Raw genomic sequence first — 20411 nt, 5'->3', positions numbered from 1 at the left:
GAGCTACCGCCCGGCAATCGCCAGCGGGTTGTTTTCCAGCGCGGCGCGATCGGGCGTGTCGATCGACGGCCGGTTGGTGAAGGCGGCGAACAGCCTGCGGATATAATCTTCGGGCATATCGAGCGTGATCAGCACCAGCCGCGTGCCGCGCTGGCCATCTGGCCAGGACGGCAATTGCACCGGCGGATGCAGGATCTTCTGCACGCCATGGATCACCAAAGGCCGCGACGGGTCTTCCCTGAGCTCGATGACGCCCTTCATGCGCAGCAGGCGCTCGCCATGTGTCGAGCGCAGCAGGTCGAGGAACATCTCGATCGCCGAAAACGGCACCGGGCCGTCATGCACCAGCGAATAGGAACGCACCCGCGAATCGTGGCGATGACCGTGGTCATGGCCATGTTCGTGATCATGCCCATCATGGTGATCATGATCATGATGGTGATGATCATGAGCGGCTTCCTCGCCCAGCCAGCGCCGCACATCGGCGGATTTGGTTGCCGGGTTGTAGAGGCCGCAATCAAACAGCGCCGCCACGCCTGTCCCCGTGTCACCGGCATCGAGCAGTTCGGCGCCCGGATTGATCTGCCGCAGGCGCGCCCGAAGCATTTCCAACTCATTGGGATCGGCGACCAGATCGGCTTTGCTGAGCACGATGCGATCGGCGACGGCAGCCTGCTTGACCGCCTCGACATGGGCGTCGAGCGTGGCGTTGCCGTTGACGGCATCGACCAGCGTGATGACGCCGTCGAGCCGGAAGGCCTGGATCAGCGCCGGATGCGCCATGATCGACTGCAGCACCGGCGCCGGGTCGGCAAGGCCGGTGGTCTCGACGATGACGCGGGCAAGCCGGGCGATGCGGCCGGTCTGCAGCCGGTCGACCAGGTCGGCCAGCGTGTCGACCAGTTCGCCGCGCACCGTGCAGCAAAGGCAGCCGTCCGAAAGCTGGATGATGCCGTCGGAAGACTGCTCGACCAGCAAATGGTCGATCGCCACCTCGCCGAACTCGTTGATGATTACCGCCGTGTCGGCCAGCGCCGGATCCTTGAGCAGCCGGTTGAGCAGCGTCGTCTTGCCGGCGCCTAGGAAGCCGGTCAGCACCGAGACGGGGATCGGGAAGCCGCTGCCCATTGGCTAGTTCGCAACCTTGGCCGGCTGGTCGCCCTGCGCGGCGGAGCCGGCAATCTTCGGGCCTGCGCCGGCCGGTGCCGGCCTGTCGGGCCGCCAGCTCGGGATCGGCACATCGGCATATTCCTGACCGCCCCGGTCGAGGATGGCCTTCGGCGCCGGACCGGTGGCGCCGCCAAGGCCGACGGCAACCAGCGTCGGCACATGGTCGAGCTTTTCCTGATAGGGCGATTTCGGCACGTCCTTGGCGACGACCGGCGGCGCCTCCGACTGCTCCTGCGGCGTCTTCTTCTTGCAGACCTCGTCCTTCATGTCGTTGGGCGAGACCGTGTCGCCATAGGGCGCCAGCGTGGTGACGGTGGCCGAGCCGGCGGCAGGCGCGTCAAAACCTTGATCGAGCAGTTTTGCCGCGGTCTCGGCACGTGTGACCGCCGATTTCTCGCCAAGCACCACCGCGACCAGCGTGCGCCCGTTGCGGGTCGCCGAACCGATCATGTTGAAGCCGGAAGGGCAGACAAAGCCGGTCTTCATGCCATCGGCGCCGGGATAACGGCCAATCAAGAGATTGTAGTTGGGGATAGCCTTCTTGCCGACGGCAAGGCCTTCGATCGAGAACCACGGCGCATATTGCGGAAATTCGCGGCGGATCGCCATCACCAGCACGGCGAGGTCGCGCGCCGTCGTGTACTGATCCGGCGAATAGAGCCCGTTCGGATTGACGAAATGCGTGCCGTTCATGCCGAGCCGGGTCGCTTCGGCGTTCATCCGGTCGGCAAAGGCCGCCTGCGAACCGCCGACATTTTCGCCCACCGCCATGGCGATGTCGTTGGCCGATTTGACCAGCATCATCTTCAGCGCGTTGTCGAGCCGCATCACCGAGCCCGGCTTGAAGCCCATCTTGCTTGGCGGCTCGGCGGCGGAGTGTTTGGTCACCTTGATCGGCGAATCAAGCTGAACCTCGCCGGCGGCGATCGCCCGAAAGGTGACATAAGCGGTCATCAGCTTGCTCAGCGATGCCGGATACCAGCGCTTGAACGCGTCCTGATGCTGCAGGATCTTGCCGCTGCCGAGATCGAATACGACCACCGGATTGGCCAGCGCCGGCCCGGCCACGACCGACAGCGCGATTGTGCCAACCGAGAATAGTTTGAGGAAATGCCTGTACCGCATGATCAAATCCGAAATCGCCTCTTGCCGTAGTCGCCCCTGGCTCCGTAAGATTTCGTTACGCGATCGCCAGCATGATTGGTCCGACCCTCAAAAACCGGACCGCATCGTTGCGGTGCTATTTACCCTATGTGACGCCAAGATGGCAAAGTGCCTGGCGATCACAATTGCAAGGCAGCGGACGACACCCGCCTGTCCCAACAGCGAGATGGAACCATCATGCCAATCCTGAACCGTGCCGCCGAAATGCAGGACGAAGTTGCCGGCTGGCGCCAGCATCTGCACCAGACGCCAGAACTGAACTTCGACGTCTTCAAGACCGCCGCCTTCGTCACCGAGAAGCTGAAGGCTTTCGGCTGCGACGATGTGGTCACCGGCCTCGGCAAGACCGGCGTCGTCGGCGTCATCCGCGGCCGCCAGGGCGAAGGCCCCACCATCGGCCTGCGCGCCGATATGGACGCGCTGCCGCTCAACGAGATCACAGGCAAATCCTACGCCTCGACCATCCCCGGCAAGATGCACGCCTGCGGCCATGACGGCCACACGGCGATGCTGCTGGGCGCGGCCAAATACCTCGCCGAGACGCGCAACTTCACCGGTTCCGTGGCGGTGATCTTCCAGCCGGCCGAAGAGGGCGGCGGCGGCGGCAACGAGATGGTCAAGGACGGCATGATGGAGCGTTTCGACATCTCAAGGGTGTTCGGCATGCACAACATGCCGGGCCTGCCCGTCGGGCAGTTCGCCATCCGCCCGGGCCCGATCATGGCGGCGACCGCCGAGTTCACCATCACCGTGCGCGGCAAGGGCGGCCACGCGGCGATGCCGCACGGCACGATCGACCCGATCGTCATCACCAGCCAACTGGTCGGCGCCTTGCAGACGATCGCCTCGCGCAGCACCGATCCGGTCGAGGCCGTGGTGGTGTCGGTGACCAAGTTCCACGCCGGTGACGCCTACAACATCATCCCCGAAACCGCTGAAATCGCCGGCACCGTGCGCACCTTGCGCAAGGAGATCGCCAAGAAGTCCGAAGAGCGCATCCGCAGCATATGCGACGGGCTGGCGACCGCATTCGGGGCAAAGATCGAGGTCGACTACCAGGCAAATTACCCCGTGACCTTCAATCACGCGGAAGAGACGGTGTTTGCCGGTGATGTCGCGATGAGTGTCGCCGGCGACGCCCATGTCCACCGCGGCATCCAGCCGGTGATGGGCGGCGAGGATTTCTCCTACATGCTCGAAGCCCGCCCCGGCGCCTTCATCTTCATCGGCAATGGCGACACCGCCGGTCTCCACAACCCTGCCTACGATTTCAACGACGAGGTCATCCCGCACGGCATGAGCTACTGGGTGAAACTGGCGGAAACCGCGCTGGCCGCCTGACGGCGGCAGCGCAAAACCGGCCGAATTGCCTTCGGCCGGCCTCTTGGCGAAACGATCCGAAGCGGCTATGTGTCTGGCCGCGTGGTCCCGTAGCTCAGTAGGATAGAGCGGCAGATTCCTAATCTGTAGGTCACAGGTTCGATTCCTGTCGGGATCACCACGCTTTTCACCAGCTTAGCAAACTGACGTCGTACTTTTCGCGAAACAGTGCAACGAATTCTAATCTCGGCGGGAATGCATCGCCGAACAAGGAACGATCCAGCTTCGCTCCGAAGAGCGGGCACCACAATGGCCCTTTTGTCTGGCCGAAGGCTGCCGGCAGGATCATTGCGAGGTGATGGTTGACCGTGGTGCGCTGTGACCTAGCTTAAAGTTCATGATGGACAGTCAAGAGCCGGGAAGTGGCGAATTGTCCGCACCGGCGAACTCTCGCGAGGTTGATATGCAGAGGCGCAAATCGGCGTCTCAGGGCCCCGCATGTGTCCTTGGTCGGCCATTGCCCGCCAAGGAATATCAACTGCGGCGATCTATCAGCACGCGACCGGCGCCCCGCCATCCGCAACAATTCGCAAGTACCAGAAGGATCCCGAAGAAAGCGACGCTTTGAGGACGGTAAGGCCTTGGCCAATACCAAGGCGAATGACCAGACATCGCTTTATGAACTTGACAATACACCCCAGAACGCACGGGCACGGCAATGCCACATTATCTTGCCGAAATGTATGCAAACGACGTAAATCTGACCATTCTGAGCGCGGTAGTGACGCTTGCATCGGTGGGCGTCTATCTTGTGCTCCGGCGTATCCTTGCTGCGGTGCGACGGCGCCGCCTTGCAGCGTTTGACGAAGGCAGATCCGGTATCGCCGACGAGGCTTCTTGGGAATGGGAAAGCCCGGCCGGACTTGTCGCCGGTCCTGCTTCTTCCAAGGCTGCCAACCCCTTGCATGCGGTCGGCCTGGATGTTCGGGCTCAAAATACCAACTACTCTCGGTTCGGAGTGCGAATCGAGCATTTCGCCGCGACATCCGAACCCAGCGGGAGCTCGTTAGTGACCGGTGCTCCTGCACCGAACAGTGTGCAGTCTGGCCGGCTTGCAGCATCCATCAGCGCGATCGCGGAACGTGGGAAGCGGATTTGCGGGTCGGCATGGGACCAATTGCGCCATAGAGCTTCACCGCCAAAAATTGCTCCGTTGGCCTATGCTGCGGATCGCGGTTTGAATTTCACAGCTCAGATGGGAGATCCCGACCCGGCCATGGCGCCTGCCTCAAACCCTGTCGTTCGCAGGCCGATCGTTCTTGTATCGCGTTTGGGTCTCGCCGCCATTTGTCTGGCCGCGCCGATTGGCTATGCGATGACGAGACAAATCTGGGTCGAAAGCGCTTCAGCCATCTCGCAAACCCAAGACCAGGCCCATCGAGACCTTTCGCGCCCGTTGAAACTTCAGGCGAGTGCCGAATTGCTTGGCCCGGATCTCACGGCTAACCAGGCGCAAGCCGGGACGGATCGTGCTCAGTCCGCCGCTGCGAGACAATTGGCCGACCAGGAGCACCGGGCGGCGGAAGGCGAGCGTGCCAGGAGCGCCGCTCTGCAGGGAGCGCTCCTCGAGGCGAGCAAGCAGATCCACACGCTGAGGGCAAGCATGGCAGCTGCCGATGACGCGCGCGAGGAGCGGTTGCGCAATGAACTCGCGGCGGCCCGCACTCTTCACGCGTTGCGGCGCATTGCGGGAGATGCCCGCACGATGCTGAGCGAGGCCACCAGCTATGTCCTTGAGGAGATGCCCGCTGCTCATCTCGAGCAGGAGCAGGCCCAAAGGCAGGCGCGCGATTTATCGCAAGCGCGCGTCCAAATTGAACAGCTTCAGACCGAGGCCGCCGAGGATCGCGCCACGGCCAAGGCTTCACTGGCGCAGGCGAGCGGCATGCTCGACGACGAACGCCGGAAGGCGGAGCTGCTGCGTGGCGATCTCGCCGAAGCGAAACTGGCCAATGCCGCACTCATGAAGCGTACGGCCGCGGCTGAGCAGGAACGGACCGACGCGGTCACAGCGAGACAACAAGTGGAGCGGACCGCAGCTGACACGGAGCGAACGCTCGCACGAGAACGCGCTGCAGCAGCAGCGGCCGTTGAGGAGTTGAAAGAAGCTCGCGTCGAGCGCCAGGCGGCTGAACTGGAGCGAGCCAAAGCAGTCTCAGCGAAAGAGCGTGCCGAGCAGGCCGCAACCGAGACGGCACAGGCTCTGGCACGGGAACGTACTACAGCCGTCATGAATCGTGAGGATCTCGACAGAGCCCGCATCGAGCGCGAAGCCGCCGCCCAAGCTCTTTTGGTGCGTGTCGCTAAGCTTCAGGAGGCTCTGGACGAGCAACGCGAGGCCACTGTTTCTCTTGCCCGCGACTTGGCTGCGGCGCGCGGGGACAACGACAGGCTCAGGACTGAGCGCCGCAGCGCGCAGATCGAACCGCCCCTGAAGCCGCGTTCTGGCCGCGCGGCAGCCAGCCAGGTGAAGGCCGTCAGCAAGAAGACTGGCAAGGTTCGCAACCCTTCGCGGATGACCCGGGTGCGTTCGATCACACTTCCTTATTCGCTCTTGCCAAGACACGTGACACCGCAGTGATTTCCGACTGCGCGGTCCCTTCCGTGGAAGGCCATCTTTGATGCCCCGCACCCTTGGTAACACACCCGAGGCCTGCTGCCATTTCGGCCAAAGATGAATGGCCCCTCGAATTCACCCTGCTTCATCAGCGAGGTGTTCTGCGCGGTTCGCTATGTCAGGCCGATCACGCTGCCTGTCGCGTCCAATTCGCATTGGATCGCCGCCTGCCGCGTTTCCACGTTGCCTTGCCGCACATAGTCGATGCTGACCTCGATAGGGGCCGAGATCGTCGCCCGACTCAACTGATGTACGAAGCCCGCGCTGGCGACGCGCACGCTGGTCGCCCCAAACGGAGCGGCGGCCGACTCGATGGCATCGTGGCAGGCCCGAACGACTTTATCCGGGACGCCCGGCAACGCCTCGGTTCGGCTGACTGTTGATTGAGTGTTGCTGTCGCTGGGAGGCTGGAGAGCGGCCGGCAGGTCGAGTGACTGTCCGCCCCTTGCGGACGCAACAGCAGTAGCGGTGGCCGGACCTACCGTCCCCGGGGCTGTCGCAGTGCCGCTTGTGCTGGTCTCGCCGCCGTCCGCCGACGAACTGGAGCCGCCGGGGTCGTCGCCAGTCCCTTTCTGCGAGCCGCCGTGGTTGCCGCCTGCGTCATGACCTCCGCCGCCACCATGGCCACCAGAACCATGGCCGCCGTTGCCATGCCCTCCGCCCTGCTGACCACCGGTTGCAGCTCCTGCGCAAACTACCGCGATCGAGCAAGCTAAGACGAAATACGCACAGGTGAATCCACGCGATTGACGCACGACGACCTCCATGGATGCGTCGGTCCAACCGACTTTCCGCGGCGTGCAGTCAGAACGGCCCGAACCGCCGCTGCCCCCGAGGCAACCTCGCGATTGCCGCGCCCCCGAAAGAACTAGGGGATCAATCCGGCGTATCAAGGATATTTGGCTGGCAAGCGCCGATGAGAGATCGCTTGGCTGGCGAGTGCCGTATCACTCAGTCGAGGCCGACCGTGGATGACGCCGCAGACGCCTTCGTGATCCAATGGCCGGAGTCCGGCGATTGGCCTGGCCGAGGCCCCGGCGAATGCAGAGATCAGCGAATACGCTTACCGCGCTCAGGTCAGCGCACCTCCTCCGAGCCATCGGCGACAGCCACGCGATGTCCGATGGGATGGCATCCAAGAGGCCCCCGGGGCACGAAAAAGCGTCCGCTTGAGCACTCGCCGCCAAGGCGAACCATGGCGGGCCAGACGGATCACCGCGCCTCAGCCAACCCTGACGACAAAATGCTTCGTCACCGGCTCGATGATCTTCCAGGTTCCCTTGAAATCGGCTTCCACCACGAAGGCATCGCCGGGACCGACCTCGACCGGTGTGCCGCCGTCCGGCGTGATGATGATGCGGCCGGCGATCATGTGCACGAACTCGTAGTCGGTATAGGTCGCGTGGTAGGTACCGGGCGTCGCGCGCCAGGTGCCCGACAACACCTTGCCGTCCTCGGTCGTGTGCTGGACGGCGGTTTGCATGGTCGGCTTGCCCTCGACGACGATCCAGCCAGCCAGATCGCCGGCGTCCGCGTGTTCGACGGTGCCGAATTTGAGGATTGTCTCGCGTGTCATGTGCTGGGCTCCGTTTGGTGGATTGCGTGGCGTTGTTTGCCTGGCCGGTCAGATAACCGATGCACCTGCCGCGAGCAATGCCGGAGCCATACGGCCGGCACCTTGGCTGACGGTGCATCAAACAAAAAACCCGCCGGTGCGGCGGGTCACTGGCGCAAATCAGCACCATAGGCAAAAATGTACCATAGCTGAGGTCACCGGGTCAAGAAAAAATTCCTATCTCGGAAAAAATGGCGGTACAAAAGCCGCCAAAACCGGCAGCCACGAGGCCTGTTGTTAATCTGAGTTCGGAACCCTGCCCTGTGGCGCACGCCGCGTCCTTCGGCCCTCGACGGGCGGGTCAGGGTTTGTGCCGCGCCGAGACGAGTTCCGCCTTGCGCCTTGCCGTCTCTATTCCCAGACCGATGAAAGCACGCGCGTGCTTGGCCAGCGCCATGTTGTCCGTCCAGAGATTGCGCCAGATCGCGGTCTTCTTCGACAGGTTCTCATCGACGATTTCCGAAGAGAAGGATTCGAAGCTGAGGTCGTCGCTGTAGCCGATCGCGGTCAGCGCATCGAAGATCGCGGCGAAATCGATATTGCCGGTGCCGAGGAAGCCGCGGTGGCTTTCGCCGATATGGACATAGCCGATCTTATCGGCGGCATGACGAATGGCCAGCCCGACATCGGCCTCCTCGATGTTCATGTGGAAGGTGTCGAGATGCAGGAAGATGTTGTCCGAGCCTGTGTCCTCGATGAAGGCCAGCCCTTGCGCGGCGGTGTTGAGCAGATTGCTTTCGAAGCGGTTGACGATCTCGAGGTTGAGCGTGACGCCGGCCGCCTTGGCTGTTTCGGCAACCTTGGCCAGCGTGCCGGCGCTGCGCTGCCATTGATCGCGCGTCGGCGCCTCGACCTGCAATCCGTGGCTGGTCGAGAGAATGCCGGCGACCTTGCGGCCGCCGAGATCGCGCGTCAGCGCGATGGTGTCGTTGAGGATTTCGACGCCTCGCGCGGCAATCGCCTTGTCGGCGCTCGAAATGTCGCCATCAACAGGCAATCCGATGCTGATCGCCACGCCGAGGCCAAGATCGGCGATGCGCCTGGCGAGCCCGCCGATGTCGACATTGGCGGGATCGAGATAGGAGAATTCGATGAGGTCGAAGCCGGCCTCCCTGGTGTTGGCCAGCGTGCGCTCGAGATCGGCCTGAGCCGAGCTCGCCGACCAGACGAAAGAATGGATTCCAATACGCGACATCATCGTCTCCGGTGCTGACAAGAGGTGCGGCCGGGTCATCCCGGCCACACGCTGTAGATGGAGTTAGAGACTGTTTCGAAATTCGCTCTGGCGAGTCATATGGTGGTGGTTTCGAGAACCGTAGCGCAGCGGACATTTGGTCCGTGAGCTCAGTTCTACTGCGCCGACGCAGTAGAACTGGGAAGCGCAGAAAACGCCATCAGATGGCCGACAGAGTAGAATTTCCAAACAGGCTCTTAGCGGGCCGCGGTCCAGCCCTTGTAGTCCTTCAGGTTCTCGGCCGTGATGAGCTTCGGGTCGAGCAGGACGGTCGGCTCCGCCGGCTTCTTGCCGGCCAGCAGTTCGGCCGCCATCGTCAGCGACTGGCCAGCCATCACGTAGGGATCCTGCGAGGCCGAGGCCTTGATCATCGAGGTGCCGGAGGAGAGTTCCTTCTCGATATCCGGCGCACCGTCAACGGCGGTGAAGATGAACTCCGAGCGGTTGAGCTGCTTGGCGGCAAGCTGGGCGCCGATCGCCGTCGGATCATTGATGGCAAACACCGCATCGATCTTGTCGAAGCGGGTGAGCAGCGACTGGAACACCTTCAGGCCGCCGTCGCGCGAGCCTTCGGCATTCTGGTCGTCGGAGAGGATCTTGATGTCGGGATGCTGCGCCAGCACGTTCTTGCAGCCCTTCACCCGCTCCAGGATCGACGACGATGCCGGTCCGTTGAGGATGACGTAGTCGCCCTTGCCGCCGGTGTGGTCGACCAGGTACTGGCAGGCCTCTTCGCCGGCCTTGACGTTGTTGGTCATCACGGTGACGTCGGCGCCCGGCGCCGAAACGTCGAAGGCGGCAACGACGATGCCCGCCGCTTGCGCCTTCTTCACCGCCGGCGCGATCGCCTTGGCGTCGACGGCGTTGAGCATGATCACGTCGACGCCGGCGGCGATGAACGAATCGACCTGCGAGACCTGCTTGTTGAGGTCATAGTCGGCCGATACCGAGGTCACCTCGACCTTCGGGTTGATCTTCTTGGCCGCGTCCTCGATGCCCTTGATGGTGGCGACGAAGAAGGGGTTGCCGAGCAGGCCGACCGAGATACCGACCTTGTTGAGGTCCTTGGCCGTAGCAGGCGCGATGGCGAGCGACGCGAGTGCGACGCCGCAGAGCAGTTTGGCGATGGTCTTCATTGCTTTCCTCCGATTGCCCCGCGCCTCTCACGGTGCGTTACACAAACCGGTCGTTGACGCCGGCGACTAAGGTCAATCACGTTCTTGCTCCTGCCTGGAGCCTGTAGCGGTCGAGGGCGACCGCCACGATGATGACCAATCCCTTGATGATGTACTGCCAGATGTCCGAGACACCGGCCAAGATGAGCCCATTGGAGAGCACCGCGATGATCAGGCCGCCGATCAGCGTACCCCAGATCGAGCCGACGCCGCCGACGAAGCTGGTGCCGCCGAGGATGACCGCAGCAATGGCGTCGAGTTCGTAGGACTGGCCGAGCTGCAAGCCATTGGCTGCGTAGAGCCGGGCCGCCGACATGGCACCGCCAAGACCGGCCAGCAGGCCGGAAACGCCATAGACGAAGAGCAGCACCAGCGGCACCTTGATACCGGTCAGCCGCGCCGCTTCGGCATTGCCGCCGACGGCATAGATCCAGGTGCCGAGCACCGTGCGCTTCAGCACCAGCCAGGATAGCACCACCACCGACAGCGCGATGATGACCAGCCAGGGAATGCCGAACAGCGAACCGTTGCCGATGAAGTCGAACGGCAGGTCCGAGTTGAACACCGTGGTGTCCTGGCCGAGCAGGCGGGCAACGCCGCGCACCGCGGTCAGCGAACCCAGCGTGACGATGAAGGGCGGCAACTTGATGTAGGCGATGAGCAGCCCGTTGATGAGGCCGAAGCCGAGCCCGACTAGAATGGCCGCCGGCACGCCGAGCAAACCCCAGTCCGGCACCAGCGACACCATCACCGCCACCATCGCCGATGCGGCGAGGATGGCGCCGACGGACAGGTCGATACCGCCGGTCAGGATGACGAAGGTCATGCCGGCCGCCAGCACGATGTTGATCGATGACTGCTGGGTGACGATCAACAGGTTGGTCTCGGTCAGGAAGCGCGGGTTCAGGAACTGGAAGCCGGCCGCCAGCAGGATCAGCACCGGCAGCATGCCAAGGGCAGCGAAAGCCGTGCGCAACCGTCGGCTCATGCCGGTGGCCTGGCCGCCTGCGCTGGTCTCGGTCGCCTTGTCGGTCATTGCTGAGCCGCTCCTGTTGCAAGTTCCATGATTTTCTCCTGGCTTAGCGGTTCGCCTTGCGATGCCGTCACCTCGCCCGATATCGTGCCGTCGCGCATCACCAGCACGCGATCGGCGACGCCGATCACCTCGGGCAGTTCGCTGGAGATCATCAGGATGGCGATGCCCTGCTTGGCGAGATTGTCGATCAGCCGGTAGATTTCCGATTTCGCTCCGACATCGACGCCGCGGGTCGGCTCGTCGAGGATGACGACCTTCGGCTCGGTTTCGAGCAGGCGGGCGAGCAGCACCTTCTGCTGGTTGCCGCCCGACAGCGAGCCGGCATTGGCCTGCACCGAACTGGTGCGGATGGAGAGATCGGCAACGGCCTTGGAAGCGCGCCTTTCGGCGGCCGCGAAGTCGCGCAAGCCGCCGGCATGCGAATCCCGCGCCAGCACGCCCATGCTGATGTTGTCGGAAATCGACATGTCGAGGAACAGGCCGAGTTCCTTGCGGTCCTCGGTCAGATAGGCGATGCCGGCATCGAGCGCCTCGCGCGGCGAGCCGATGGTTACAGGTTTGCCGTCGAGTTCCAGCGTGCCTGAAATGTGCCTGTCGGCGCCGAAGATCAGCCGCGCGAGCTCTGTACGGCCGGAACCGACCAGACCCGCCAGCGCCAGCACCTCGCCCTTGTGCAGGTCGAACGAACAGTCTTTCAGGAGACGGCCGTCGGACATGCCACGCACCGAGAGCGCCACCACGCGCTTTTCGTCCGGCGGCCGATGATCCTTCTTGTAGAAAGCCGACAGATCGCGGCCGACCATCATCGACACCAGGCGCGAGGCGCTGAGGTCGGCACGTTCGAGCGTACCGACATAACCGCTGTCGCGCAGCACGCTGACGCGATCGGCAAGCTGGTAGACCTCTTCCATGCGGTGGCTGATGTAGATGATGGCGATGCCTTGCGATTTCAGCGTCGCGATGACCTCGAACAGACGGTCGGTCTCGCGCGACGTCAACGACGTGGTCGGCTCGTCCATGACGATGATGCGCGCATTGGTCGACAGCGCGCGGGCGATCTCGACCAGCTGGCGCTCGCCGAGCGACAGGCTGGAGACCATGTCGCGGGCCGAAAAGGAGACGCCCAGACGCGCGATGATCTCCCTGGCGCGCCGGGTGCACTGGTCGCGGTCGACGATGCCGAAGCGTCGCGGCTCGTTGCCGAGGAAGATGTTTTGCGCCACCGTCAGATTGGGCGCCAGCGACAGCTCCTGATAGATCACCGCGACGCCGCTGGCGCGCGCCTTGATCGGATCGCCGGTCGCGGCCGGCATGCCGTCGATCAGGATCTCGCCACCGGCATCCGGCCGATAGGCGCCTGAAAGCACTTTCATCAATGTCGACTTGCCGGCGCCGTTCTCGCCCATCAAGGCGTGCAGCTCGCCGGCATGGACGCTGAGCGAGACATCGTGCAAGGCACGGATCGCGCCGAACGTCTTGGAGATGTGCCGCATCTCCAGCACCGGCTGGCGCGCCGTCTGAGCTTGGGCAATCGCACTCATCGCGCGCCTCCCGCTGCCGCACCGGCGACGCCCCGGTCCATGGCGGCGTCACGCCAATTGCTGCGATAGCCTGCCAGCCCGGTGAAACGCGACGCGCGCACCGGCTCCGGAACTTCGGCGGCGAATTCGCGCCCAACGCTCTCGAAGGCTAGTGCCGCTGCACCGGTGGCGCTGCCCTCCAGCGTGGCGCCTTGCAGGAAAGTCTGGTCGGGACGCAACTGCGCCAGCAGCCCGGCGAGCAGGCCGCCATTGTTCAGCCCGCCATCGACGATCACGGTGTTGTTCGAATGGATGAGGTCGAGGCAGAGATCGACCATCAGCGCGACATAGAGCAGCGCCACGGCCGCGCGTTCCTCGGCATCGGGCGTACGCCCGACCAGCCGGCCGGACTGGCCGGACATCGGCCCGCCCGGCGCGAAGCTCGGCAGCGCCATGATGCCGGCGTCGATCACCCGCTGCACCGCCGGGCCGGCGATCTCGCCTTGCCAACCACCGCTGATGGTTGCGAATTCGCGCCCGCCCATGAAGCGGATGGTCGGCACCGGGCCGCCGCCGACATCGACATTGACCAGCATGTCGCGGTCCCGGTCGAGTGCGTCGAGCGAGCAGTCCGGATTGAGCACGACGACCCAGGTGCCGGTCGAAACGACGGTGACCGGGCCAAGTTCCTGCCGGCGATAGGCATGCAGCGCCGCATTCGAGTCATGGACGCCATTGTGGATGGCGATCGGTCGCGCCGCGGCGCCGAGGCGGTGCTCGCCGATAACAGTGCCGGCGCGCTCGAAGGCAGGCATCCGGTCACGCCAGCCCTGCGCGTCGACCAGCGAGGAAAAGTCTTGGCGGCGCGGCGCCCACAAATGCGAATGGCAGCCGAGATAGGACACTTCCGAGACCGCCCGCCCGCCAAGGCGCCAGCTCCAGTATTGCGGATAGCCGAGGATCGATTTCGACGCTGCGAACGCGTCGGGATCGACCTCCTGCAGCCACAGCATGTGGCGGCCGTAGTTGAAGCCGAGCGGCAGTCGCGGCGAGAACGTCTCGGAAAAGTCAGGAATGCGGCGATCGATCCGCGCGGCAATCTCGGCCGGCGGCTCTTGCTCGTAATCGAGGATCGGATGCGTCAGCGCCGCCTCGTCGACCAAGGCAAAGGTGCAGCCATGGCCCGACACCATGACCCCTTCCACTCCATGACCATCGACCGCATCGGCAAGGGCGCTAAGCGCCCAATGGTGGAGCGCCGCCTCGTCGAGCACGCTGAAGGCGCCTTGGCGCACCCATTTCGGCTGGGTCCGGCGCTCGTCGATCATCCGCCCGTCCTGGCCGAAGACGAACAGCTTCGAATTGGTCTTGCCGAAATCGAGCACCGCCACCTTCACTGGATGGCTCCCGAGGCTATCCGCACCATGACGCCGGCATCTTCCAGCATGCGCGCATCGGCGTCGGAAAGACCGTCGTCGGTGACCAGCGTGCCGATGCGGGAAAGCGGCAGCGCGACATTGCGCGCGTGGATCGACAGTTTGCGGCTGTCGGCCAGTACCACGATCTGGTCGACGCAGAGGCTGAGATCGACGATCGAGCGTACCAGAAGCGGGTGCGATTCCATCACGCCTTCCTGGCCAAGGCCTTGCGCGCCGAGAAAGAATTTGGAGGCGTAGAAAGGCACGGCCTGGGTGAGCGAATGGATGATGCCGGGTTCGCGATGCAGATCACCGCCGGCAACCGTCAGGCTGCAATGGCCGTGGTCGCTGAGATAGGCCGCCAGCGGCATCGAGTTGGTGTAGAGGCGGATGTTGCGCTCGGCGAGCTTGACGCCCAGATGGAAGCAGGTCGAGCCGCCATGCACGATGACGGCGTCGCCGTCGCGCACCATGGTCGCCGCCAGAGCGGCGATCTGCCGCTTGGCCTCGACCGCGAGGTCGCGGTTCTCGTCGTAAGGCCTGGCGTAGGCGACCCCGGCCTGGGAAGCGCCGTCGAGCGCTGAGATGCCGCCATAGACCTTCCGCGCTTCGCCGGCCTCGTCGATCCGGTCGATGTCGCGCCTGACCGTCGCGGCCGAAACGCCAAGCCGTTCCTGCAGCTCGCGCACCGAAGCGAACGGACGATCCCGCAACAGTTCGACGATCTGACGCTGGCGGCCGGAGTCGCTCAATTCTTTCCTCCCGGATGCCATTTTCCATGGCGGTTGGCGTAACTTACTCAACATTAGTCGGATTGCAAGCGGGTTTGATGATAGTAGATCACTATTGACGTAGATCACTCGTATCTGCGATATCAGCGCCAATTCGACCCCGGCAACGGGATTTCGCGCAGGACACGGCCGAGCCGTTGGAGGAAAAGCGCCATGGCGACCCAAGCTGATGCGCAGGAACTGGCGGCCTTGCGGGCGCTTTCGGCCAGCATCGGGCGAAGCCCGCACCTAACCCAGGCGGCGGGAGGCAACACCTCGCTGAAGGCCGGCGACACGCTGTGGATCAAGGCCTCCGGCACCTGGCTGAAAGACGCGCTCGTCGATGACATCATGGTGCCGGTGGCGATGGCGCCGTTGCTGAGAGCCGTCGAACAGCGTGATCGCGCCGCCGACCTGCCGCAGGGTTTCACCATTGCAGCGCTCAACCCGCGCGGCCTGCGGCCGTCGATCGAGACCACGGTGCACGCCCTGATGCCGCAGCGCGTCGTTCTGCATGTCCATTGCGTCGACACCATCTCGCTTGCCGTGCAGGCCGATGGCGAGGCCGAGGTCGCCAGGCGGCTCGATGGCATCGAATGGGCCTATGTGCCCTATTTCCGGCCGGGCCTGCCGCTTGCACGCGGCATTGCCGAGAAACTGCGGCCTGGTGTCGACGTGCTGATCCTTGGCAATCACGGGCTGGTCGTCGCCGCCGAAACCGTCGCCGAAGCGGAGCTTCTGCTGCGCCGTATCAGGTCATTGCTGGCCCGGCCGGCGCGCGCGACCGCCGCACCCGACCTTGCCGCCTTGGCGGCTCTTGCCGGCGACAGTGGCTACAGATTGCCGGCCGATGTCGAAGCGCATGCGGTTGCGCTCGACCCGGAGAGCCGTCGCATGGCGCAGGCCGGCAGCCTCTATCCGGACCATGTCATCTTCCTCGGCCAGGGCTCCGTCGTGGCGGAGCCCGGCGAGCCCGTGGCTGATGTCGTCGCGCGGCTGGGCACGCCGCCGGCGGCGATCCTGTTTCCCGGTGCCGGCGTGCTGATGCGCGGCGACGCCAGTGCCGGCGCCGACGCCATGCAACGCTGCCTCGCCGACGTGACGGCGCGCATCGACACCGCGGCGCGACTGAACTATCTCACCGCCGCCGAGAATGACGAGCTGGTCAACTGGGACGCCGAGCAATATCGCCAGAAGCTCAACGCGGCCGGCGGCTAGCATGGACATGATGCCACTTGTCATCGGCATCGACATCGGCACATCAGGTGCGCGCGCCGTCGCCATGCGCCCGGATTTTTCCATAGCCGGGCATTCGGCCGTTCCACTCGACAGGTTTGGCCGCGATGGCCGAGCCCCCACGGCGTGGTGGCAAGCGGTCAAGGCGGTTCTGACGGAGCTGCTTTCCGGCATCGACCGCACGGCGGTCCGCGCCATCGCCGTCGACGGCACCTCCGGCACGCTGCTGCCGGTCGACGCCGCCGGGCGACCGCTGGCCGAACCGCTGATGTACAACGACAAGGTCGATGACGACGACATCCTGGCCGCGATCGCCCGCACCGCGCCGGCTGCAAGTGCCGCGCACGGAGCGACATCCGGCCTCGCCAAGGCCCTGCGCTTCCAGCATCTGCCGGGCATTGCAATGGTGCTGCATCAGGCCGACTGGATTGCCGGAAACTTCTCCGGCCGCTTCGACGTCAGCGACGAGAACAATGCCCTGAAGACAGGCTATGATGTCGAGGCCAGCCGCTGGCCGGAATGGATCGCGGCGACCGGAATGCGCGTGGAGTTGCTGCCGTGCGTGGTCGAACCGGGTGAAGTCACCGGCGCCCTCACCGATGCCGCCGCGGAGCTGTTCGGTCTGCCGCGCGATGTGGCCGTTGTCGCCGGCACCACGGATGGCTGCGCCTCGTTCCTGGCGACCGGTGCCACCGCGATCGGCGACGGCGTCACCGCGCTGGGATCCTCGCTGACCATCAAGATCCTGTCCGACCGGCCGATTTCGGCGCCGCGCTTCGGCATCTACAGCCACCGGCTCGGCAACGCCTGGCTGGCTGGCGGTGCGTCGAATTCCGGCGGCAAGGTGCTGGCTCAGTATTTTCCGCTCGCCCGTATCATCGAACTCAGCGCAAAAATCGACCCGGAGACCGACACCGGCCTCGATTATTATCCGCTTCCCGCCATCGGCGAACGATTTCCGATCGCCGATCCGGCGCTGCCGCCGCGCCTTGCGCCCCGGCCGGCGGACGACGCCGATTATCTGAAAGCGATGTTCGAAGGCATCGCCGGAATTGAAGCGCTCGGCTTTGGCAGGCTTGCCGAACTCGGCGCGCCCGCGCTGATATCGGTCAGGAGCGTCGGAGGCGGGGCGGCGAACCCAGCCTGGACGGCAATCCGGCGGCGCAGGCTCGGCGTCGATTTCCTGCCCGCGCTGTCCGACGAGGCCGCCGCCGGCACGGCGCGGCTGGCGCTGATGGGTGCAAGCCGGGCAGGACTCCTATGAGCGCGAAAACGATCGAACGTCTCGACAGCATCGGGCCGCTCGCGGAGCGCTACGACGTGTTCCTGCTCGACCAATTCGGCGTGCTGCATGACGGCACGCGGCCCTATCCAGGCGCGGTGGCGGCGTTATCGGCGCTGAAGCGCGCCGGCAAGATGGTGGTGCTGGTTTCGAACTCCGGCAGGCGGGCACACCCCAATGAAAGCCGGCTCATGAAACTTGGCTTCGAAGCGGGAAGCTGGGATCATTTCGTTTCTTCCGGCGAGGTGGCCTGGCGATCCTTCAACGATATGGCGGCATCGAGGAGGCTGCGCCCGGGGACAAAATGCCTGCTGATCAGCCGCGACAACGACCGCTCCGCGATCGAAGGTCTGCCATTTGTGCTGACCGGGTCCGGCGATGAGGCCGAGCTGGTGCTGATCGCGGCCAGCGAGGGTGACCGCTTTGACCTCGACCATTATCGCAGGCTGTTCGCGCCGGCTGCAGAGCGGCGGGTGCCGTGTTTCTGCACCAATCCCGACATCATCATGCTGACGGCCAAAGGCCCTCGCTTCGGCGCCGGCCGTCTTGCCGATCTCTACGAAAGCCTGGGCGGCAGCGTTACCCGCATCGGCAAGCCCGACAAGGCGATTTTCGAAGCCGCGCTGGCGCTGGCCGGCGAGCCGGACCGTGGCACCGTGGTCTGTGTCGGCGACAGCGTCGAACACGATATATCGGGGGGAAACAGCGCCGGCATCGCCACCGCGCTAGTGCTGAGCGGAATACTGGCGGACACACCGGATCTCGCCGCTGTTTTCGACGAACAGCAGGCCTGGCCGGACTACATCACGGACAGTTTCAGCTTCCGCTGACCGCTTCCAGCATGCGCCGCGCGCTCTCCTCGTCGGTGATCAGGATGGTTGGGGCGATGAGGGTCATGGCGCCAAGCAGCGCTTCGGTTTTCTCCTCGCCACCGGAGGTGAGGATACGGATCGGCGCCTTGCGCAGACGGTCGACATCCACCGACATCACGTGGCTGTTGACGGGATGGTCGACCAGATCGCCGTTGCGGTCGAAGAAATGGAACAGGAGGTCACCGACAGCGCCACGCGCAAGCAGGGCCTCCCGATCCGCCTCCTTGAGGAAGCCGCCACGAGAGAAGGTGGTGGCCGAGGCGATCCCGCCGACGCTCAGCAGAACGGCATCGAGCACGTCGGCCATCTCGAAAATCTCCTGCAGGCCGCAGCGCTCGATCAGCGCGATCTTGGTCTCGACGCTGTCGACGACGGCTGGTGTCGGCATCAGATAGCCGTCGCCCTGGAATATCTGAGCAAAGCGCCAGGCGAACTCGGCTGGGTTGACCCGGCGCACGACGCCGACGCCGCCAAGCAGCGAAATCACCTTGAAGTCGGTGAGCGACTTGGCGCTGATGAAGGGCAGGCTCGAGAACAGCGTCTGCCCCCAGCCGACGCCGACCCGCATGCCGGACTTCATCATGTCCGACAGGAAACTGCCGGTCTTGGCGCTGATCGCCGGTATCGGATCGGCATTGGGTGCCGAAAGCGGCGCCACCAGCGCCTGCTGCAGCCCGAACGTCTTCTCCAGCGCGCGCTCAAGCCGCACGATTTCCGACAATTCGCTCTCGATGGTGATCTTCACTTCGTTGCGCGCCCTTGCATCCGCCAGCATGCGCACGATGGTGACGCGACCGACGCCGAGCACGTCGGCGATCTCGTTCTGCGTCATCTGTTCGACGAAATACATCCAGGCGGCGCGAATCCTGAGGCGATCCGTCCGGCTTTCGCTGGCGACGTGCTCGGTTGCCTCGCCTCGACCGTCTTCGCTTTCGCCCTGTCGTCGTCTGCCCAAGTCTGTCTCTCCCCCTGCGGCGACGGACGAGCGCGCCGCCGCCGATTCTGCATGCTGGTCTAGTATCGCCTATTGATCTACCAATCGATAGGAACAATGTAGAGAGTGGCGGCTGCCCCGGTTGGCGGCTATCCGCAGCAAACTTCAAGGCGACCCGCGATGCTCCGACAAATCTCCGAAGATGTCCGCGTCAATCTGAAGGACCGGCTGCGGGAAGTCCGCGAAATCATCCGCCAGAGCCGCCATGACGGCAGCGGCGATGCCAGCATCCTGCGCGAAGCAACCAGCCATCTGCCGCCGTTTCCGGGCAAGGGCATCGAAGGCCTGCTCAGCCATGCCGCCAGTGCCGTCGACGAGGCGCTGTCGATCGCTGAAGCTTTCGTCCCCCATGAGCGCCCGATCAAGGTGGACGGCACGACGGTAAAGGGCCTCGGCACCTATTTCCCGATCGGCAACGAGGATCGCCAGTTGAGCGCGGAGCGCTTGTTCCGGCGCGATATGTATTATCTGACCAAGGCAGTGCTTGCCGGCCTGAACATAGACAATGCCCGCATCCACGAAGCCGATTTCGCGGCCGTCCATGCCACGATGCGCAAGCGGCATGGCGACCTCCTGGCCGCCTTGGCCGCGCCAGGTGCTGGACTGCAGGCAATCGCGGCGACCTGTTCGGCGCTGCTGGTCGAGTGCCTCAGCCAGCGTCCGGTCCGCTTTGCCGAGACCGTGCCGGAAACGCCGGCCGCGATTGCCGGCCGGGCGCTCGACATAAACTGCCTGGCGCCGCTTGCTTTGGCCTGCGGCCTGGCGACCACCGGCAAGGACGGCGCGCCGGAGCCGGATATGCTGGAGATCGCGATCCTGGCGGCGGATATCCGCCACGACCGCATCGTTCAGGCCTGTGCCAAGGCGAGCCCGATCGCTGAGCTGACACCGGTTTTCGCCACCTTGCTTGCCCATTTGCCGTAATTAT

General features: G+C 64.5%; 17 protein-coding genes and 1 tRNA gene. 7 read left to right on the top strand and 11 right to left on the bottom strand.

The genetic code is table 11. The features are described from left to right. Positions 1-3 precede the first annotated feature (3 nt). Both NKJ67_RS17285 and NKJ67_RS17280 read right to left on the bottom strand, forming a co-directional pair. Positions 4-1128 (bottom strand): CobW family GTP-binding protein, encoded by a 1125-nt coding sequence (locus tag NKJ67_RS17285; protein ID WP_127266675.1) that lies wholly within the window; start codon positions 1126-1128, stop codon positions 4-6. Positions 1129-1131: 3 nt separating this feature from the next. After that, positions 1132-2295 (bottom strand): D-alanyl-D-alanine carboxypeptidase family protein, encoded by a 1164-nt coding sequence (locus NKJ67_RS17280; RefSeq protein ID WP_127266676.1) that lies wholly within the window; start codon positions 2293-2295, stop codon positions 1132-1134. Between the two features lie 216 nt (positions 2296-2511). On the opposite strand from NKJ67_RS17280, the gene NKJ67_RS17275 reads away from it, so the two are divergent. From NKJ67_RS17275 to NKJ67_RS17265, 3 genes are all read left to right on the top strand, one after another. After that, on the top strand, positions 2512-3675 hold the full coding sequence (locus NKJ67_RS17275; protein WP_127266677.1) for a M20 aminoacylase family protein: 1164 nt from the start codon (positions 2512-2514) through the stop codon (positions 3673-3675). 83 nt (positions 3676-3758) lie between these two features. After that, positions 3759-3835, top strand: a tRNA-Arg gene (locus tag NKJ67_RS17270). A 537-nt stretch (positions 3836-4372) separates the two neighbouring features. Continuing rightward, positions 4373-6295, top strand: coding sequence for a coiled-coil domain-containing protein (locus tag NKJ67_RS17265; RefSeq protein WP_352582034.1), 1923 nt, complete (start codon positions 4373-4375; stop codon positions 6293-6295). Positions 6296-6444: 149 nt separating this feature from the next. Here the strand turns inward: NKJ67_RS17265 and NKJ67_RS17260 are convergent, their stop codons facing one another. The 8 genes from NKJ67_RS17260 to NKJ67_RS17225 form a co-directional block, all read right to left on the bottom strand. Beyond that, the gene (locus NKJ67_RS17260; protein ID WP_352582033.1) at positions 6445-7098 is read right to left on the bottom strand and encodes a hypothetical protein; all 654 of its coding nucleotides are present in this window, start codon (positions 7096-7098) and stop codon (positions 6445-6447) included. Between the two features lie 455 nt (positions 7099-7553). Then, positions 7554-7907 (bottom strand): cupin domain-containing protein, encoded by a 354-nt coding sequence (locus NKJ67_RS17255; RefSeq protein ID WP_127266678.1) that lies wholly within the window; start codon positions 7905-7907, stop codon positions 7554-7556. A gap of 340 nt (positions 7908-8247) precedes the next feature. After that, entirely contained in the window at positions 8248-9141 is an 894-nt protein-coding gene (locus tag NKJ67_RS17250; RefSeq protein ID WP_352582032.1) for a sugar phosphate isomerase/epimerase family protein, read from the bottom strand. Between the two features lie 236 nt (positions 9142-9377). Then, the gene (locus tag NKJ67_RS17245) at positions 9378-10316 is read right to left on the bottom strand and encodes an ABC transporter substrate-binding protein (RefSeq protein ID WP_127329989.1); all 939 of its coding nucleotides are present in this window, start codon (positions 10314-10316) and stop codon (positions 9378-9380) included. Between the two features lie 76 nt (positions 10317-10392). Next, the gene (locus tag NKJ67_RS17240; RefSeq protein ID WP_352582031.1) at positions 10393-11391 is read right to left on the bottom strand and encodes an ABC transporter permease subunit; all 999 of its coding nucleotides are present in this window, start codon (positions 11389-11391) and stop codon (positions 10393-10395) included. Continuing rightward, positions 11388-12932, bottom strand: a complete 1545-nt coding sequence (locus NKJ67_RS17235) for a sugar ABC transporter ATP-binding protein (protein ID WP_352582030.1) — start codon at positions 12930-12932, stop codon at positions 11388-11390. Before NKJ67_RS17235 ends, NKJ67_RS17240 begins: the two co-directional genes overlap by 4 nt. Then, positions 12929-14308: an FGGY-family carbohydrate kinase gene (locus tag NKJ67_RS17230; RefSeq protein WP_352582029.1), complete on the bottom strand. Its 1380-nt coding sequence runs from the start codon at positions 14306-14308 to the stop codon at positions 12929-12931. The genes NKJ67_RS17235 and NKJ67_RS17230 overlap by 4 nt, the downstream gene beginning before the upstream one ends. Next, the gene (locus NKJ67_RS17225) at positions 14305-15081 is read right to left on the bottom strand and encodes a DeoR/GlpR family DNA-binding transcription regulator (RefSeq protein WP_352582028.1); all 777 of its coding nucleotides are present in this window, start codon (positions 15079-15081) and stop codon (positions 14305-14307) included. Before NKJ67_RS17225 ends, NKJ67_RS17230 begins: the two co-directional genes overlap by 4 nt. Before the next feature lie 192 nt (positions 15082-15273). On the opposite strand from NKJ67_RS17225, the gene NKJ67_RS17220 reads away from it, so the two are divergent. Genes NKJ67_RS17220 through NKJ67_RS17210 form a run of 3 tightly spaced genes read left to right on the top strand, consistent with a single transcriptional unit; the run spans position 15274 to position 18447 of the window. Beyond that, positions 15274-16317: a class II aldolase/adducin family protein gene (locus NKJ67_RS17220; RefSeq protein ID WP_352582027.1), complete on the top strand. Its 1044-nt coding sequence runs from the start codon at positions 15274-15276 to the stop codon at positions 16315-16317. A gap of 7 nt (positions 16318-16324) precedes the next feature. Next, positions 16325-17599 (top strand): FGGY-family carbohydrate kinase, encoded by a 1275-nt coding sequence (locus NKJ67_RS17215; RefSeq protein ID WP_352582073.1) that lies wholly within the window; start codon positions 16325-16327, stop codon positions 17597-17599. Continuing rightward, positions 17596-18447, top strand: coding sequence for a TIGR01459 family HAD-type hydrolase (locus tag NKJ67_RS17210; RefSeq protein WP_352582026.1), 852 nt, complete (start codon positions 17596-17598; stop codon positions 18445-18447). The genes NKJ67_RS17215 and NKJ67_RS17210 overlap by 4 nt, the downstream gene beginning before the upstream one ends. On the opposite strand, the gene NKJ67_RS17205 is transcribed toward NKJ67_RS17210, so the two are convergent. Further along, positions 18434-19444 carry a sugar-binding transcriptional regulator gene (locus tag NKJ67_RS17205; protein ID WP_027038065.1) on the bottom strand — a complete coding sequence of 337 codons (1011 nt, stop codon included), beginning with the start codon at positions 19442-19444 and terminating at the stop codon, positions 18434-18436. The genes NKJ67_RS17210 and NKJ67_RS17205 overlap by 14 nt on opposite strands. 159 nt (positions 19445-19603) lie before the next feature. On the opposite strand from NKJ67_RS17205, the gene NKJ67_RS17200 reads away from it, so the two are divergent. Then, entirely contained in the window at positions 19604-20407 is an 804-nt protein-coding gene (locus NKJ67_RS17200) for a hypothetical protein (protein WP_352582025.1), read from the top strand. The last annotated feature ends 4 nt before the right edge of the window (positions 20408-20411 follow it).

This window comes from Mesorhizobium sp. M0088, from assembly GCF_040322895.1.
Classification (GTDB): domain Bacteria; phylum Pseudomonadota; class Alphaproteobacteria; order Rhizobiales; family Rhizobiaceae; genus Mesorhizobium.
Note: the sequence above shows the minus strand (reverse complement) of the source record. Positions and strands in the feature narration are given on the sequence as shown.